This is a genomic window from Humibacillus sp. DSM 29435 (genome assembly GCF_001758225.1).
Classification (GTDB): Bacteria; Actinomycetota; Actinomycetes; order Actinomycetales; family Dermatophilaceae; genus DSM-29435.
On the sequence record NZ_MAST01000008.1, the window covers coordinates 97,344 to 112,996 of the forward strand.

The following is a 15,653-nucleotide window of genomic DNA, read 5'->3' on the forward strand; positions in this document are numbered from 1 at the left end:
AATCCTGTAGATACACGGCCAGGGGGCCTGATAGAAGCCCAGGCGCCTCAGACCGAAACACATCCGAGGGATGCTGCCCGGCCCGCGAACCCTGTCTGGTCCCACTCATACGGCCACCAAGGGCTTGAGCGTAGAGCGCTGCAGCAGATGTCGGGTCGTCTCGAGCCCCCAGTCATCAAGCGCGTTCACGCGGTCGCTTGCGGCGCGCACCCCCGAGTACCTGTCGACGTGTGCAGCCCACCGGTCGCGGTGCTCTACCTCGGGCCGAACGATGATGCAGTCAGGGTCGTTGTGCCAGAAGCGACCGTGCATGAAAGCCCGACCCTCCCCCGACAGGACCGCGCCCGCTTGAGACGGCTGGCTGATGTCACCGCTCTCGGGCGCGAAGCGGGGGGCGGTGTCGCAAGATACGCGCATCCCGTCGACGGTTCCGATGCTTGGTAGGAGCGGCGCTCCGCAGCCAAGGATGGTCGCGCCGGATCCGACAGCGTCGCGGATTGCCCGCATCGCAATGGCGTAGTGGTCAAGGGCAGTAATACTTTCTCGCCGGCGGCCCTCCAGCGCACCGGCGAACAGGAAGTCGATCTTGAAGTAGTCGAACCCGTACTCCCGCCACGTCTGAAAGACCTGGCGTAGATAGTTCATCGCGCCAGGATGGGTGACGTCCAGTGCGTAGAGGTCCTGATCCCAGTTGTTTCCAGCCCACACCGGATTGCCGATGTCGTCAGTGACCAGCCAGTCGGGGTGCTTGGCGAACAGGTTTGAACGGGCTCCAACCCACAACGGAGCGATCCACACGCCGGCCCTTCGATGGCTGGCGTGAATGCGTCGGACGAGCTTCGGCAGAGACGTGAACCTGTCCGACAACTCAAGCCAGTCACCGACCTCACGTTGGAACGCGTCATCGACGCCGATGACATCGACTGGTAGGTCGTGCTTGTCGATCGCCTCCACGTTCTCGTACATGTCCGCTTCGGTCAGATGCGTGAAGTACTGGTACCACGGACACCAAACGGTCGGATACTCAGCCGGGAGCGCCACTTCGAGTGTTGCCGCCATCCGAACGGACCACCGAGCCAAGGCAGCACCCATACCCCCGGGGCCGGAGTCGACGTCGTGACGGACGCGCCCGCTGGCAGTGATGGTCGCTGTTTCCTTGTGTAGCTCGAGGCGGATGCTCGGACAATCAGCGCGTGGGTCCGGAGCATAGAACACGTGGGTAGCCCCATCGTCGGCCAGGGCAAGCAGCCCTTCACCCTGAAATCCAGTGCTCGGACCTCGGCGACCCGGCCGGTAAGAGGTCATCTGCCAGAGATCCGAGTGAGAACGTGGAGACGTCGCCGTGACGGGGTAGACGCCAGACGGGCTGAACGAGGACCACCCGTTCTCGAAAACGGTGGCGCACTCAGGGTTCACAACGACAGAAGTTACCGGGCTGAACCGGTGCTGCCACGAGGAAGAGCCGCTCCAGGTGGTGGGTGGACGTGACGACGACGGCTCAATCACAACGTTAATATACTACAATATGATTAATCTTGCTGCATTCCTCGCCTCGTGATCTCCGATCACCACCCGCCTTGTTCGGGTAGGGGTTTCGGTGCTGATGCGTCGGTCACGCCGGCTCATTGCTCGTAGTTGCGTCCCGTTGTGGCGCGTTATGGCACGAGGCGCTGACAATGGCCGTGTCGGGCCTCCCACAGGGAGTGAAACCGTGTCTTACCTGCGGAATGCGCTGAGTTGGCGAGAGGACTCGAACCCCTAGCCGCCTGTTTACAAGCCACACAGTGTTCGTGCTGCCTAATGCGGTCTTACCTGCACCGATGCTGTCGCCCTGGGGGTCCGCCAAGGCCCTCGTGCCATCAGCGTGCGATACGAAAGCGCACCGGGGTCCACACCTGTCACGGCCATGGCGAAGGCGCCTAAATTCACCAGGGTTGGAGGTGGGGGATCAGTTGGTGCATCGCGGTGACGATGTCGTGGGCCTTGGGAAGGTCCTCAGTGGTGTCCTCGACCGTCAGCTCGGGGTGTCCAGGCGGGGGTAGTCGGCGTCGTTGCGGGTCCGCCGTGGCCGACCGAACGGGCGGACCACGGTTCCGCTGCGGCCGAGCGCAGCGGCGACGGCCTCTTGGACCGCGAGATGCCAGCCGGCGCTGGTGGCCCGCAGCCCCTGGACCGCGAGGGCGGCGGCCATCGCCTTGCGGGCCGCGGCATACAGCAGGTCGTACCCGCCGGCCGGATCAGCGTCCGCGACGAGCTCGGCCGAGCGCAGGTGCCGGTCGGCATCGGCGAGCAAGCGGGTCGCGTTCTCGCCAGCGGGTGCCACTCGCTCGAGGTCGCCGGCGGCGAGCATGGCCTCGATCTCGGCCCGGCCGGTCTCCCACCGCGTCATGCCAGGTCACCTCCGGCCAGGGGGACCATCGGCCGGGACGTCACCGTCGACTTGAATGGGTCAGCCTCAGCCTTGTGCCACGCGGCTGGTCGGACCCGGCGGACGTTCACCTCACGGCCCAGCCGCTTCCCCGCGGCCGCGGCCACCTCATCGAGGACGTCCGGGTCCGCCGTCCCGACCACCAGCACGTCGATGTCACCAGGCACCGGGTCCGGCTGCTGGGCATACCTGGCCGCCCACGACCCGTAGATCCACGCCTCCCGTACCCCTGCCACGTCGGCCATCAGCCCCCGCAGCACCGACACCGGCCCGAACGTCACAGCCATCAACGCCGCTAGCGGCCCGAACACCACGTTCTCCGTCTCCGCCCGAACCAGACGCTGATTCCCCCGCCGCACCTGGCGGACCAACCCCGCCTCGGCCAGCCGGTTCACCTCCCGAGTCACCGTCGGCCCCGGCACCCCCACCGCCCGGCCGATCTCCACCAGCGAGGACTCCTGGTCCGGATGCAGCATTATCCACGCGATCATGTCCACCTGCGCCCGGGAGCGCAGCAACGGCAACAAGACCGGAGACGGCTCTTTCATAAATACGAGCACAACATCCGCTATACGGAAGGACACCACCCGCACCTCGCCGCCGACACGGCCGACCCCACCGCCATGACCTCGCCTCTCGAGGGCCGGCGTCGGTCAACACCGTCATGGTCCGGATCCCGTTGCGCACGTCACCGCCCGGACCACCCTTGGGCATGTGGTGCTTCTCGTGCCCCAGGTGCTCGGCCATCTCCTCCTCCAACGCCCGCCTGCGCCGCCGTGGCCGTGATCGTCTTCAGCAGCCCCTCCGGGCCCGTCAGGCAATCCCCGCGGGCACCGGCCGCCTTGACCAGCTCCCCCACCGCGGCCCGCTCAGCACCACCTGGCTTGGCGCCCTTCTTCGCTGCCTTCGGCATCGAGCTCATGCCGTTCAGGGTCTTGGTCATCGGTGACCAGCCTTCCTCGCCGACCATTGTCGGCGTGTTGGGCCAAAAACACAGTGAGCGGACAGTCCCGATGCCGGGCATCGGGCCCGTGCAGCCAGAATGGAGGTGTGTCGACAGAGTCCGGGCGCGAAGACGAGAGCACGGCCATCTCGTCAACGAACCCGGACCAGGAGTTGACTGGCCTGCATCGTGAAATGACCCGGTTGCGGAATGAGAACGCCCGGCTCCTTCGCCTCCTGGACTTGACGCCGGCGCAAGCTCGCCCACCTGGGCCGACGCAGACGGCCATCTTTGAGGCCGCGCCCGGTGCTGTGCATCTTGGCTCGCCACCGCCAGCCAAAGTGGCGTTCTACGCGGCGCTGTTCGGCGCCCGTACCGACGTGTATGCGGTGCGGTGGGACAACGCGCGCACCGGCCGTTCTGGCTGGATGCCGGCCGTTCGAGGCGGGTGGCGTAAAGGAATCCCCCCGGCCCAGCGGCAGTACCTGCCGCTGACCGCAGAGGTGCTCACCGCGCACCTGTCCGGCGAGATGGAGATCGGGCTTTACCCGATGCTGGACGGCGACCGGTGTCAGTGGTTGGCGGCGGACTTCGACGGACCTGCTGCGATGCTCGACGCGTTGGCCTACCTCAAAGCTGCCCGCGCAGTGGGCGCATCGGCCGCCCTGGAGGTGTCCCGCTCGGGGGTGGGGGCGCACGCTTGGTTGTTCTTCACCTCTGCGGTCCCGGCCGTGACGGCTCGACAGGTCGGCGCCGGCCTTTTGCGTGAGGCCATCGCCCAGCGAGGCCGGATGGATCTGAGCAGTTACGACCGGCTGTTCCCTTCCCAGGACGTGCTCCAGACCGGAGGGCTCGGCAACCTGATCGCGGCCCCACTTGCGGGTCAGGCCCGCCGCCGCGGCACCACCGTCTTCCTCGAACTTGCCACGATGGAACCCCACGAGGACCAGTGGACCTACCTGTCCAGCCTCGACCGGCTCACCCCCCGCAACGTAACCCGCCTTGCTCAGCAGCTGGGCGGGGCCCGGGCTGTCACGGTCGGCGTCGACGTCGACCGGCTCCGGGTGGCCACGGCCAGCAAGATCTCCGCTTCCCCACCGCCAGTAGTCCACGCTCAACTCGGGGCGAGGATCACCGTGACGGGCGCTGACCTGCCGCCCCCGCTGCTGGCCACGCTCAAACACGCCGCGTCGATGCCCAACCCGCTGTTCTACGAACGGCAGCGCCGCCGGGCCTCGACCTGGGATGTCCCCAGGTTCCTGCGCAGCTACGACGAGACCCTCGAGGGTGATCTCATCCTGCCTCGGGGACTGCTCGAGCGACTTGGCACACTCGTCGAGCAGGCCGGAAGCCACCTCCAGCTCAACGACGAACGCAGCCATGGGCAGAGCCACGCGTTCGCGTTCAGCGGGCTTTTGGAGCCACCGCAACAGGCCGCGCGCGAGGGCCTGCTGCGTCATGACCTGGCCGTGCTGGTCGCTCCGCCCGGCGCCGGCAAGACCGTCATCGCTTGCTCGGTCATCGCCCACCATGGGGTGTCCACGCTCGTCCTGGTGGATCGCAAGGCGCTGGCAGACCAGTGGCGTGAACGCGTGCATGACCTACTCGGGGTCAAAGCCGGGCAACGCGGCGGCGGCCGGACGAAAACTACCGGGATCCTGGACATCGCCACACTGCAGACCCTCTCCCGACGCGACGACCTGGCCGAGCTGACCACCGGGTACGGTCTGGTCGTGGTCGATGAATGCCATCACGTCCCGGCGGCGGCGTTCGAGCGCGCCGTCCGACAAATCCCGGCCCGCCGCTGGCTCGGCCTCACCGCAACCCCCTACCGGCGCGACCAGCTCGATGACCTCATCGCCTTGCAGATCGGACCGGTCCGGCACACCATCGCCCTCGCAGCTGCGGGGACGCTACCTACCGGCTCGCCCAACCTCATGACGCCCCACCCAGTGCTGAACCTCCATGCGACAGACTTCCGCTATGTCGGTGACCTCGACCCCTCCGCGCCAGGCGGAATCGCAGCCGTGCACCGCGACCTCGCCACCGACCCGGATCGAACCAACCAGATCGTTGACGACGTCACCGCCGCACTGACCCGTGGGCGACACTGCCTGATCCTGACTCAACGCACCGACCAACTGCAGCAAATCGCCGAAATCCTGACCGGTCGCGGACACGACCCCGTCATCCTTCGCGGCGGTATGGGAACCAAAGCCAGAGCCGCCGCTCACGCCCGACTCGAACCGACCGCGGGCGGGCCGCCGCTGCTGGTCGTTGCGACCGGCGCCTACATTGGCGAGGGCTTCGACTGCCCAGCGCTGGACACCCTGTTCCTCACTGCGCCGATCGCATTCAAGGGCAGGCTCGTTCAGTACGTCGGACGCGTGATGAGGCCCTACCCAGGTAAAAACACCGCCGAGGTCCACGACTACCACGACATCCACACCACTGTTCTGGCATCGTCACTGAGTAAACGCGCACCCGGTTACACCAGCCTCGGCTTCCCCGACCCCCGACGGCACCCCACCCCGTAAACATCGGGACGTTGTCCAACATCCTCGCTCCGGCATGATCGAGGACGCCGCACACGGGAATTGTAGATCGCCGACGGACACGACCAGCGCAGTGTTCTCAATGCCCTAACGCGGCTGGAAAGACGCAGCGCATTCGTGAGTCTCAGGCGACGCAGGGGTCTCGCGCGTGTTGTCGCTTGTTCCACGGCCCCGGCCAGGCTCGCTTACCTCGACAATGCATCACGGAGGGCCAGTGGTGCTGTCGGTGTAGTCCAAAACAATGGTTTGCGTGCGACGGCCAAACCAAGGTCGTTGGGAAGCATCTTGGCCCATTGGGTTCACGACGAGGCAACCTGGAGGGCCGAGTTGAAGGTGCTGCTCAGGAGCCGGTGTTTCCGACCGCGGTCGCCGACCTGGTTTTGGACCCACCGGCCCAGGCCCCGAGCAAGTTGCTCTGGCGACTCGCCAGCGATGGCCCGCCCGGGCCGATTGGGCTGATGACAGCAACGTTGCAGCACCGCTGGATCTGCAGCCAGCGCGTTCACGACATGTTAAGGGCGATTGGCTTCTGGCAGGGGGTCGTGACACCTGCCCGGCAGCGGTCACCTCGCCGGTTGGGGTGCCGACGTCAACAGTGCCGTGGCGCCCACCCGTCAGGTCTGGTCGTACTGGGGCCGAGTCCTTTCCGAGCTGGTGAGATCGGCAAGGCGATGAGGGCACGGACACCGGGGTCGGCGTCTTCGAGCGTGATGCTGCAGCCGTTGCGCGCCAAGAGCTCTCGGGTGATCGCTAGGCCGAGCCCGCTGCCGCCGCGGTCTCGGTCGCGGGCGTCGTCCAGCCGGGTGAACCGGTCGAAGACCCGCTGCCGGTCGGGCGCTGGGATGCCGTGGCCGTCGTCGGTGACGGTGACGGTGACATCGGTCGAACCGCCGGTCCGGCTGGCACCTATGGCAACGATCACCTGGCTTGCAGCGTGACGTACCGCGTTGTCCACCAGGTTGGTCATCGCCCTGAACAGGTCATCTCGCGACGCGTCGATGACCGCCTCGGTGTTGCCGCCGCGACGGACTGGAACCCGTGCCCCGGTGTACTTCCCGACTACCTCGTCAACGAGTGCACCGATGTCCACCGAGGTCACGGAAACCCTTCGGGAGGGTGCGTCGGTGCGGGCCAACAGCAGGAGGTCTTCTACAAGAGCGGTGAGGCGGGTCACGTCGCCGGTCAGCTCGGCAGGAAGCTGGCCGCCCTCACCGAGACGCTGGGCCACCTCGAGCTGGGTACGGATGCTCGCCAGCGGACTCCTCAGCTCGTGCGCGGCGTCGGCGACGAACGAGCGCTGCATGCGCCGGGCCGCCGCGACCCGGGCCAGCATCTCGTTGAGCGTCATCGCCAGAGCCGCCACCTCGTCACGGGTGGGCGGGACGGGCAGGCGTTCGTCGTGGTCGGAAGATCCGTCGATGCGGGCCGCGCGCCGACGCATCTGTTCGACCGGTCGTAGCGCGGCGGCGATGACCCGCCAAGCGATCAGGGCAAGCACGAGCAGCAGCAACGGGAAGATCACCAGGAGAAGATTCCGCAGCCGGGCGCTGGCCGAGTCGAGGTCTGCGGTCGGTAGAGCGGCCACCACGGCCACACGAGCGTTTGACGGTCCGGCTGCGACGGCAGCGACCTGGAGGTTCCCGGCGATCCCGGACCGGTTGCCCGGGACCAGCACCGTCTCGCCGTTGAGCGCCTCCCGCAGCTCCTCGGGAGTCAGCAGCGGGGTCAGCCGGTCGCCGGCGAGCGAGGCAGTGACGACGCGGTCTCGGTTGTCGATCACCTGCATGACCTGGGCGCCCGAGGTCGGCAACGGGTCGGGGACCTGGCCAGAGTCCAGGAGCAGAGCGAGCTGGAGCGCGCTCGAGCGAGCCTCGGCCTGGACGGAGCCCATCAGAGAGGTGGTCAGCACCAGGTAGAGGATTCCCCCGCCGATGAGGAGGGCACCCGCGACGCCGAGGACGCCGACGGTCATCAGCCGGCCGCGTAGCCCGATCCGCTCGATCCTGCTGGCGAACGACCTCATGGTGCGATCCGATAGCCGACCCCACGCACGGTCTGGATGCGCTCCCGGCCGAGCTTGCGGCGCAGGGTTCCTACGTAGACCTCGACGATGTTGGGGTCTTCTGCGTCGTCCCAGACCGCGTCGAGAAGCGTGTTCTTGGCGACGACCGCAGGCGCCGACCGCAGCAGGTGCTCGAGGACCAGGAACTCCCGCGGAGCCAGGTCGACCTCGACTCCATCGCTGTGGACCCGGTGGGTGGCCGGGTCCAGTCGCAACCCGCCGGCCTCGAGCACTGCAGGCCGGGGCCCGGGTTTGCGGCGTACCAGCGACCGCAGCCGAGCCAGCAGCACGACGAACGAGAACGGCTTGGTCAGGTAGTCGTCCGCTCCGTAGTCGAGCCCGTCCGCCACGTCGTACTCGCCGTCCTTGGCCGAGAGCAGCAGTACGGGCACCCAGTTCTGCTCCTCGCGAAGGGTCCGGACGACGGTGTACCCGGACGCACCGGGGAGCATGACGTCGAGGACGACCACGTCATAGGTGCCGAACCTCGCCGCTTCCAGCCCGGCAGGGCCGTCTACGACGTGGTCAACGACGTACCCTTCCGCGCCCAAACCGCGCACCAGGGCCCTGGCCATCCCGGGCTCGTCCTCAACGAGGAGCAGTCTCACAGTGACCAACTCTGCCACGAGCAACGGGCACGGCGAGGTCGATGAGACCCGGGGTCGAGGACTTCAGGATGCCTTCAGGTGGTCTGACGGATCATTGAGCCATGAGCTTGCTGGTTGACCACCCCCGCCTGCGTTGGGTCGCGCCCGCCGCCGCTGTCGCTGTGATCGCTGCGGGAGGTGTCTTCGTATCGCGTATCGCCAGCGCCGACACCGGGCTTCCACCCCGCAGCGCAGCCCAACTGCTCGCCGACGTGCAGCAGGCGAGCAGAAGCGGCCTCTCCGGGACCGTCGTCCAGACCGCAAATCTCGGCATCCCGCAGATCCCGAGCCTGTCAGGGAACGGGACTGGTGCCGTGGCGACCGGCACCGGCGTCTCGTCACTGACCTCGATCATCGCGGGCACTCACACCTGGCGGGTCTGGCTGGCCGGAGAGCAGCAGTCTCGGCTCGCCCTCCTCAGCGGAGCGAACGAGTCGGACATCATCCGCAATGAGTCTGACCTGTGGGTCTGGTCGAGCCGGGACAAGTCCGCGACTCACTACACCCTCCCGGCGAGCGCCGCAGCCAGTCCCACCCCGCCGGTCTCGCCAACCGACCTGCCGAAAACACCTGCCGACGGCGCTTCGGAGGCGCTCGCGGCCATCGACCCGAGCACGAGCGTGACCACCGACGGTGCCGCCTCGGTCGCCGGTCGCCAGGCGTACGAACTGGTCCTCCAACCCAAATCCCAGACGACACGCGTCGCGCAGGTCCGCATCGCCATCGACAGTGAGACCCACATCCCCTTGCGTGTGCAGGTCTACTCCACCAAGGCCGCCAACCCCGCTTTCGAAGTTGGCTTCACGTCCGTGGACTTCTCGACTCCGGATGCTCGCCAGTTCCAGTTCACTCCTCCCTCGGGGACCAAGGTCACCAACTCCGCCATCACGCCCCAGTCCGTCGGGGGCGGCGCCAAGCCGGCCACGCTCACCCACAGGCTCGTCGGCACCGGCTGGGACTCGGTGCTGGTCGCCACTCTTCCCGCCGACCTGGCGACGCGGCTGGGGCAACTTAAGCAGCTCCTGACTTCGCTACCCTCGGTATCCGGCTCGTGGGGTCGTGGGCGCGTCATCGACGGCACCCTGTTTTCGGCAGTGCTGACTGACGACGGGCGAGTGGCCGTCGGTGCGGTCTCGCCGAACGCCCTCTACGCAGCCCTGTCGGCCCCGTGACCCTGCCCGCCACCCGTGCTCCGGAGATCTCGACGGAGGACCGCCCACCCTCAGCCGTCGACCTCGCCATCGAGACGGTAGGCCTGACCAAGCGTTTCGGGGGGCGGGCTGCCGTCGACGGGCTCCAGCTCGAGGTGCCGCGCGGGTCGGTCTACGGGTTCCTCGGACCCAACGGCTCCGGCAAGACGACAACGATCCGCATGCTGCTCGGCCTGGTTGAGCCGACCTCAGGCACTCGTTCGTTACTCGGCTGCCGGGTCCCCTCCGAGTCAGCCACGGTCCTTCCCCGCGTGGGCGCCCTTGTTGAAGGTCCGGCCTTCCACCCCTACCTCTCCGGCCGGCGCAACCTGGCCCGGCTCGACGCTGCCGACCTCTGGAGCGACCCACGGACCGCGAGCCGCCGGATCGACGCGGCCCTCGACCGGGTCGGGCTTCTGGCGGCGGCCACCAAGCACTACCGGGCGTACTCGCTGGGCATGCGCCAGCGTCTCGCGATCGCGGGCACGGTCCTCGCCCACCGGGACCTGCTGGTCCTTGACGAGCCCACCAACGGGCTCGACCCCCAAGGAACGCGTGAGGTGCGCCACCTCGTGGAGTCGCTCGCGCACGACGGAGCAACGGTGTTCATCTCGAGCCACCTGCTCTCCGAGGTCGAACAGATCTGCACCCATCTGGGAGTGATGAGCGACGGACGGCTCGTCGCCCAGGGGCCGACGCAGGAGCTGCGCAGCCGGGGGGAGAGGACCGTACGCGTGACGACGCCGCAGCCCACCGAGGCCGCCGAGGTTCTGCGCGGGCTGGGTGTCAGTGGTGTCGAGGTTGGTGCCGGCGAGGTCCACGGGACTCCGGGCGCCACCGAACCCGAGGTGATCGTCGCCGCGCTCGTGCACGCCGACGTGCGCGTGCGGGGGTTCGCCGTGATGACGCCGAGCCTCGAGGACCTGTTCGTCGACCTGACCGGGGAGGGCTTCGATGTCAGTGGCTGAACGGCTCTCCCGACCAACCCGAAAGCGCGGACGTGTCGTCTCGACCCGGTTGCTGCGCAGTGAGATCGGCCTCATCGCGGGTCGACGACGCAATCAGATGGGACTACTGGTCCTCGCGGCGCTGCCCATCGTCCTGGCGATCGCTGTCAAGGTCTCTAACCGCACGGCTGGCGGCGGCCCGGACTTCCTCGACTCGGTAACCTCCAACGGGCTCTTCGTGTCGCTGGCCGCACTGACCGTTGAGATGGGGCTGTTTCTCCCGCTCGCCATCGCCATGCTCGCCGGAGACGCGGTCGCGGGTGAGGCGAACCTTGGGACGCTGCGCTACCTTCTCACCGTTCCGGTGAGAAGGACCAGGCTGCTGGTGGTCAAGTACGCGTCGCTGTGCTTCGGAGCCCTCTGGGGGGTAACGGTCGTGGCGGTGGTCGGCGCGGCCATCGGGATCGCCCTGTTTGGCACCGGACCGCTCACGACCCTTTCCGGTTCGCAGCTCCCGTTCGGCGCTGCCTCCGGACGCCTCGTGCTCGTTGTTCTTTACTGCAGCGCCGGCATCGCGGCACTCGGGGCGGTGGGGCTGTTCATCTCCACGCTCACGGAGCAGCCGATCGCCGCGACCATCGCCCTGACGATCTTCACCATTCTTTCCTGGATCCTCGATGGCGTCCCGCAACTGGACTGGCTGCACCCATGGCTGATCGTCGACCAGTGGCTCGCCTTCGCGGACCTGCTACGCGACCCGCCGTTCTGGGACAACATCCTGCGCGGGCTCTCGGTAGATGCTGGGTACGCCGTGGTCTTTTGGCTCCTCGCGTGGGCGCGGTTGGCGGGCAAGGACATCACGAGCTGAACTGCCGCGAACCAGGACTGTCCGAGGCGAACCTGCACTCCAATGCGACAGTCCGCAGCAGCAGACTCCCGGAGACTCGCTTCGCTTCGTGAAGCTGCCACCCTCGACCCGGCCGACGGTCGACACTCTCTGGGACCAGCGGCAGGCCCCGCACACCCCTGCGCCTCGCTCTGCGCCGCCCAAGGCAGCCCCGATACCGCGGCAGTCCCCCGCGCCGGACTGCGCGCCGGCTACCGGCCCCACAATGAAGAAACGTCGGACCAGAGGCGCGGCCTGGCGCGGCGTAATGGCGGGCGTGATCCTCATGGCCGCCTCCGTTTCCAGCCTCTCCAAGTCGCAAGCCTTCGCAAAGCCCGAGACTGGCCCCCTTCGGACACTGCTGTTCGGGCTCGGCGCCACGTCGCCATCATCTCGCTGGGTCGGCGGTTGACGGGCTGGTTTAGACGTGTGAACCGCAGCCGGTGTGGCGACCATCAGGGGGTCGGCCCACCGTCAAGGCCAGCATCGAGACTTTCACTTCGCATCGAAGCGCCGCTCGCCTACAGCCTCCTTCGCCCTGGACGTGGAAGGTCCGCGAGCACAGCCCGTGTTGAGCTGGAACAGGTTGGGCTGATACTGCGGTTCGTGAAGCCGGAGCAGCACCAGGGCAACCCTCCGATCTCGCGGCGTACGACGCGTCCTGTCTCGAGTCTCTCGAAGGCAAAGGACGCATAGGGCTATCCATCTGAGCCGACTATTCTGGTGTGATGCAGTACCGCGGCTCGCAGGGTGGCGCCCTGTACCCGCGTTCGTTGGGCGAGTTCCAGTTATGGTTTGCCACGGACGCGGACTGCTTGGACTATCTGGAGTGGCTGCGCTGGCCGGACGGGTTCCTCTGCCCACGATGTGAAAACGTCGGGGGTTGGCGGGTCTCGGACGGCAGCTTCAAGTGCGCCAGATGCAAGGCCCAGACGGCGGTGACGGCGGGCACGCTGTTCGACCGACGTCGCACGCCGTTGACGGTGTGGTTTCAGGTCTGCTGGGAGTTCGCCACGGCTAAGGATGGTGTCTCGGCGTTGGCAGTGAAGCGGACCTTGCAGATCGGCTCATACCAGACCGCGTGGGCGATGCTGCACCGACTGCGTTCGGTGCTGATCCGTCCCGGCCGAGAACTGCTGTCCGGGCAGGTGGAGGTCGATGAGACCTACATCGGTGGCGAGGAGGCATGCCTGGCCGGCGGCCGGGCCAAGGGCAAGAAGGCGCTGGTCGCCGTTGCTTTCTTGAAGCGCCGAAACGCACCCTTTCCCTCCAGCGAGCGGCTGAGGCGCTCGCCGGCGCCGCGCTTGCTGATGCCTTCGGCGAAGTCGACCATGTCCTGGTACCAGACGTGGGTCGGGAGGGGGTCGATCGGGATCAGGTCCAGCTCGTCGAGCTCGACCGGGTTCTCACCGTCGATGCCCGTGTCGCTGGTCCAGAAAGCAACCTCGCCGGTTCTCGGGTCGATCAACCACCGATGCTCGTAGTCGGTCTGATCTGCCAGCGCGGTGGCGATCTCCTCAACGTCGATGGCGTCCAGGTCGAGCATGTACTCAGCGTAGGACCGGAGTGGGTCGCGTGCACCAGTCAACGGCTGGCGGGCGCTGAGCGACTCGCGGCGAAGGGTCTACGTCTGGTTTTCGCTCATCGTTGGGATGTCACGCTCGAGTTCGATAGGATGGAGTCCTACTAGATGGAGGTGTGCGATGAGGACAACGCGGCAGATGAGCGTGACCCTGCCTCACGAGATGGCCAACATGGTGCGTGCCAAGGTCACTTCCGGGGAGTACGCCTCCGAGAGCGAGGTCATCCGTGACGGCCTGCGCGCCCTGGCTGCCCGCGACCGTGCCGTCGAGTCGTGGCTGCGCGATCAGGTGGTGCCGGCCTACGACCGGCTGCACGCCGACCCGGACAGCGTCCTCACCGTTGACGCGGTCCGTGCTCGCCTGGGCGCCGTGCGCGAACAGTGACCTATCGCGTCCGGTTCGCCCGCGAGGCCGCCGACCAACTCGAGGACCTCTACGGGTACATCAGCCGGTCAGCGACCCCGGCCATCTCGGCAGGGTACGTCGACGCGATCGTGGAGCATTGCGAAGGGCTGGCAGTCTTTCCGCACCGAGGCCAGTCGCGCGAAGATCTGCGACCCGGACTGCGGACCGTGTCGTACCGCAAGCGTGTCGTGATTGCCTTCAGCGTCGATGAGGCCATCAAGCAGGTCACGATCTTGGGTGTCTTCTACGGCGGGCAGGACTACGAGTCATCTCTGAGCGAGCCCGACGAGTAGCCCCGCACGCGGCGAATAGACACAGTCTGGGACAGCTCGGTCAGGTCAATCACCGGGGAGCGACGGATCCCCCCTGACGGGTGTCCTCGAAACGGTTCTTCGGGGGATCGCGATCGAGGCACACAAAACCATGCCGGCCGGAACACAGCCTCGGCAGCGGTTCGAATCCGCGTCTGGACACGTCGCAGCTTGGTGGCACCTGGATTCCGGTCCTCGAGTCGTCTGCCCACGTCGAAGAACGACTTCACGGAGACCTACCGTTTCGATAACAGCGGGCAACACGCACGGTGGTGCGACGAGGGACCTGCCCGCGTGTGCCCGGCTAGCCTCGCACGGCACCATCAATCGCTCGATCGACGCCATAGACACCGAGTTCGAGCAGGCGGTCAAAGATGTCGAGAAGCGCAGCGACGCGCTCCCGGCCCCGAGTCTGTGCGAGTCCCCGGAAAACGAGTTCGGAGATATAGTGGTCATCTGCGGCACCGGTCCGAATGTCTGCGACGTCGCTGCCATAAACGTTGAGAAAGCGGTGTGCGGCGAGGTCCACGAGGTCGTCTACCTTGTCCGGCGCTTCCTGCAGCGTGATGAGCAGTTGCGGGGTCGCGTGCACGTAGCTTGGTGACGCGATCAATTCAGCCAGGAACTCGGCGTAAGGGCGCAGGTCGTCTCCACGCAGGTGACCGGCCAGGGTGCCCACCTGTTTCCGAACCTGATCGTCCTTGTCATGCATCAGGCGGTGCAGAGTCGACAGCACGAGTTCTGAGTCGGCGGATCGATCAACCCTTGCGGCGCAGACATGTCTCAGGACGTGGGGGGTGATGGTCTTGCCGGTCAGGCTCGGGCAGGATGCTGCGGCGGTTTCGGCGTGGAGGGTCAGGCGGGCGCAGCGGACCCCGCATTCTTCGAGTCGACCCGAACGATGTTGACAACATGATGGTTCGACTCCCAACCCGCTGACTGACCTGATCGTCTGGGTGGTTGTTCACCGAGGGCCAGGTTACCCGGAGCCTGGTTGGTGTGCTCATTCGTCACGATCAATTCGAAGCCCGCTTGGATGCTGCACTCCGGAGGCCAGAACCGATAGGGCCGCTGCGATCTCGACATCGCGGCCTGCCGCGGCGTGCTGGTAGCGGAGGGCGGCCGCCACCGACGAATGGCCCAGTCGCTGTTGCAATTCCGCAAGTGTCGCTCCAGTCATCGCCGCCCACGTCGCCCCAGTGTGTCGAAGGTCGTGGACTCTGAGGTCTTCCCTCCCCGCTAAGACCCGGGCCTTGTGGAAGGCGTCCTGAAACACGGTTGGTTGCAGGTGGCTAAGACCGTCTCGAGCTGGTAAAAGAAGCGCCTCTTTCTCTCGACCCACATGTCGGGCGAGGTGCTCGGTCAGGGCGGGGATGACATGCGGTGGCACGGTCACCGACCGACGGCCGGCAGCTGACTTCGGGGTGCCGACAATGGGCGCACCCCTGACTCTCGCTACCGAGCGCTCGATCTGCACCGTACCCCTGGTGAGGTCGATGTCCTTTCGGCGAAGCTCAAGTACCTCCCCAATTCGAAGAGCGCACCAGGAACACAGGAGGGCGATGGCGCGTCGATTCTCGGGAAGGGCCGAGACGACGCCCTGTCGCTGGCGGGGTGACGCACAAAAGCCGACCCCAAATGGTCAAGGCGTTAAGACCCAGCACGCAATGGCCGGGCGTAGCCATTGGCCGATGCC

Annotated in this window: 13 protein-coding genes and 1 pseudogene; 7 read left to right on the forward strand and 7 right to left on the reverse strand. The window is 66.8% G+C overall.

Translation table 11 applies throughout. From position 1 onward, the window contains the following. Positions 1-105 precede the first annotated feature (105 nt). The 3 genes from BA895_RS07015 to BA895_RS07025 form a co-directional block, all read right to left on the reverse strand. Positions 106-1,059, reverse strand: coding sequence for a glycoside hydrolase family 36 protein (locus BA895_RS07015; protein ID WP_217493844.1), 954 nt, complete (start codon positions 1,057-1,059; stop codon positions 106-108). 955 nt (positions 1,060-2,014) lie between these two features. After that, positions 2,015-2,389: a hypothetical protein gene (locus BA895_RS07020; RefSeq protein WP_083283072.1), complete on the reverse strand. Its 375-nt coding sequence runs from the start codon at positions 2,387-2,389 to the stop codon at positions 2,015-2,017. Beyond that, the gene (locus BA895_RS07025; RefSeq protein ID WP_217493845.1) at positions 2,386-3,012 is read right to left on the reverse strand and encodes a MarR family transcriptional regulator; all 627 of its coding nucleotides are present in this window, start codon (positions 3,010-3,012) and stop codon (positions 2,386-2,388) included. The genes BA895_RS07020 and BA895_RS07025 overlap by 4 nt, the downstream gene beginning before the upstream one ends. A gap of 466 nt (positions 3,013-3,478) precedes the next feature. Here BA895_RS07025 and BA895_RS07030 point away from each other — a divergent pair, with 466 nt between their 5' ends. Then, positions 3,479-5,908 (forward strand): DEAD/DEAH box helicase, encoded by a 2,430-nt coding sequence (locus tag BA895_RS07030; RefSeq protein WP_254666364.1) that lies wholly within the window; start codon positions 3,479-3,481, stop codon positions 5,906-5,908. Positions 5,909-6,515: 607 nt separating this feature from the next. On the opposite strand, the gene BA895_RS07035 is transcribed toward BA895_RS07030, so the two are convergent. Both BA895_RS07035 and BA895_RS07040 read right to left on the reverse strand, forming a co-directional pair. Continuing rightward, positions 6,516-7,949: an ATP-binding protein gene (locus BA895_RS07035; RefSeq protein ID WP_070191177.1), complete on the reverse strand. Its 1,434-nt coding sequence runs from the start codon at positions 7,947-7,949 to the stop codon at positions 6,516-6,518. Further along, on the reverse strand, positions 7,946-8,596 hold the full coding sequence (locus BA895_RS07040) for a response regulator transcription factor (protein ID WP_070191213.1): 651 nt from the start codon (positions 8,594-8,596) through the stop codon (positions 7,946-7,948). The genes BA895_RS07035 and BA895_RS07040 overlap by 4 nt, the downstream gene beginning before the upstream one ends. Positions 8,597-8,697: 101 nt before the next feature. Between BA895_RS07040 and BA895_RS07045 the strand changes: the two genes are divergently transcribed. The 6 genes from BA895_RS07045 (at position 8,698) to BA895_RS07070 (ending at position 13,939) form a co-directional block, all read left to right on the forward strand. Beyond that, complete coding sequence (locus tag BA895_RS07045) at positions 8,698-9,807, forward strand: sigma-E factor regulatory protein RseB domain-containing protein (RefSeq protein WP_070191178.1); 1,110 nt, start codon at positions 8,698-8,700, stop codon at positions 9,805-9,807. 2 nt (positions 9,808-9,809) lie between these two features. Beyond that, positions 9,810-10,793, forward strand: coding sequence for an ABC transporter ATP-binding protein (locus tag BA895_RS07050; RefSeq protein WP_070191214.1), 984 nt, complete (start codon positions 9,810-9,812; stop codon positions 10,791-10,793). Then, a complete protein-coding gene (locus tag BA895_RS07055) occupies positions 10,780-11,640 on the forward strand; it encodes an ABC transporter permease (RefSeq protein ID WP_070191179.1) in 861 nt (286 codons plus the stop codon). The genes BA895_RS07050 and BA895_RS07055 overlap by 14 nt, the downstream gene beginning before the upstream one ends. Positions 11,641-12,386: 746 nt before the next feature. Beyond that, entirely contained in the window at positions 12,387-13,142 is a 756-nt protein-coding gene (locus tag BA895_RS24860; protein ID WP_139142538.1) for an IS1595 family transposase, read from the forward strand. 237 nt (positions 13,143-13,379) lie between these two features. Beyond that, positions 13,380-13,625 carry a type II toxin-antitoxin system ParD family antitoxin gene (locus tag BA895_RS07065; RefSeq protein ID WP_254666366.1) on the forward strand — a complete coding sequence of 82 codons (246 nt, stop codon included), beginning with the start codon at positions 13,380-13,382 and terminating at the stop codon, positions 13,623-13,625. Further along, complete coding sequence (locus BA895_RS07070; protein ID WP_070191181.1) at positions 13,622-13,939, forward strand: type II toxin-antitoxin system RelE/ParE family toxin; 318 nt, start codon at positions 13,622-13,624, stop codon at positions 13,937-13,939. The genes BA895_RS07065 and BA895_RS07070 overlap by 4 nt, the downstream gene beginning before the upstream one ends. 322 nt (positions 13,940-14,261) lie before the next feature. Here the strand turns inward: BA895_RS07070 and BA895_RS23870 are convergent, their stop codons facing one another. Then, positions 14,262-14,669, reverse strand: a complete 408-nt coding sequence (locus BA895_RS23870) for a hypothetical protein (protein WP_175442267.1) — start codon at positions 14,667-14,669, stop codon at positions 14,262-14,264. A 291-nt stretch (positions 14,670-14,960) separates the two neighbouring features. After that, a pseudogene (locus BA895_RS23010) lies at positions 14,961-15,527 on the reverse strand (tyrosine-type recombinase/integrase); the annotation flags it as partial. Positions 15,528-15,653 lie beyond the last annotated feature (126 nt).

Coding starts and splice junctions, on each gene's coding strand:
- BA895_RS07015 (WP_217493844.1), bottom strand. CDS start 1,059: ATGGCGGCAACACTCGAAGTGGCGCTCCCGGCTGAGTATCCGACCGTT.
- BA895_RS07020 (WP_083283072.1), bottom strand. CDS start 2,389: ATGACGCGGTGGGAGACCGGCCGGGCCGAGATCGAGGCCATGCTCGCC.
- BA895_RS07035 (WP_070191177.1), bottom strand. CDS start 7,949: ATGAGGTCGTTCGCCAGCAGGATCGAGCGGATCGGGCTACGCGGCCGG.
- BA895_RS07045 (WP_070191178.1), top strand. CDS start 8,698: ATGAGCTTGCTGGTTGACCACCCCCGCCTGCGTTGGGTCGCGCCCGCC.
- BA895_RS07055 (WP_070191179.1), top strand. CDS start 10,780: ATGTCAGTGGCTGAACGGCTCTCCCGACCAACCCGAAAGCGCGGACGT.
- BA895_RS24860 (WP_139142538.1), top strand. CDS start 12,387: ATGCAGTACCGCGGCTCGCAGGGTGGCGCCCTGTACCCGCGTTCGTTG.
- BA895_RS07065 (WP_254666366.1), top strand. CDS start 13,380: ATGAGCGTGACCCTGCCTCACGAGATGGCCAACATGGTGCGTGCCAAG.
- BA895_RS23870 (WP_175442267.1), bottom strand. CDS start 14,669: ATGCATGACAAGGACGATCAGGTTCGGAAACAGGTGGGCACCCTGGCC.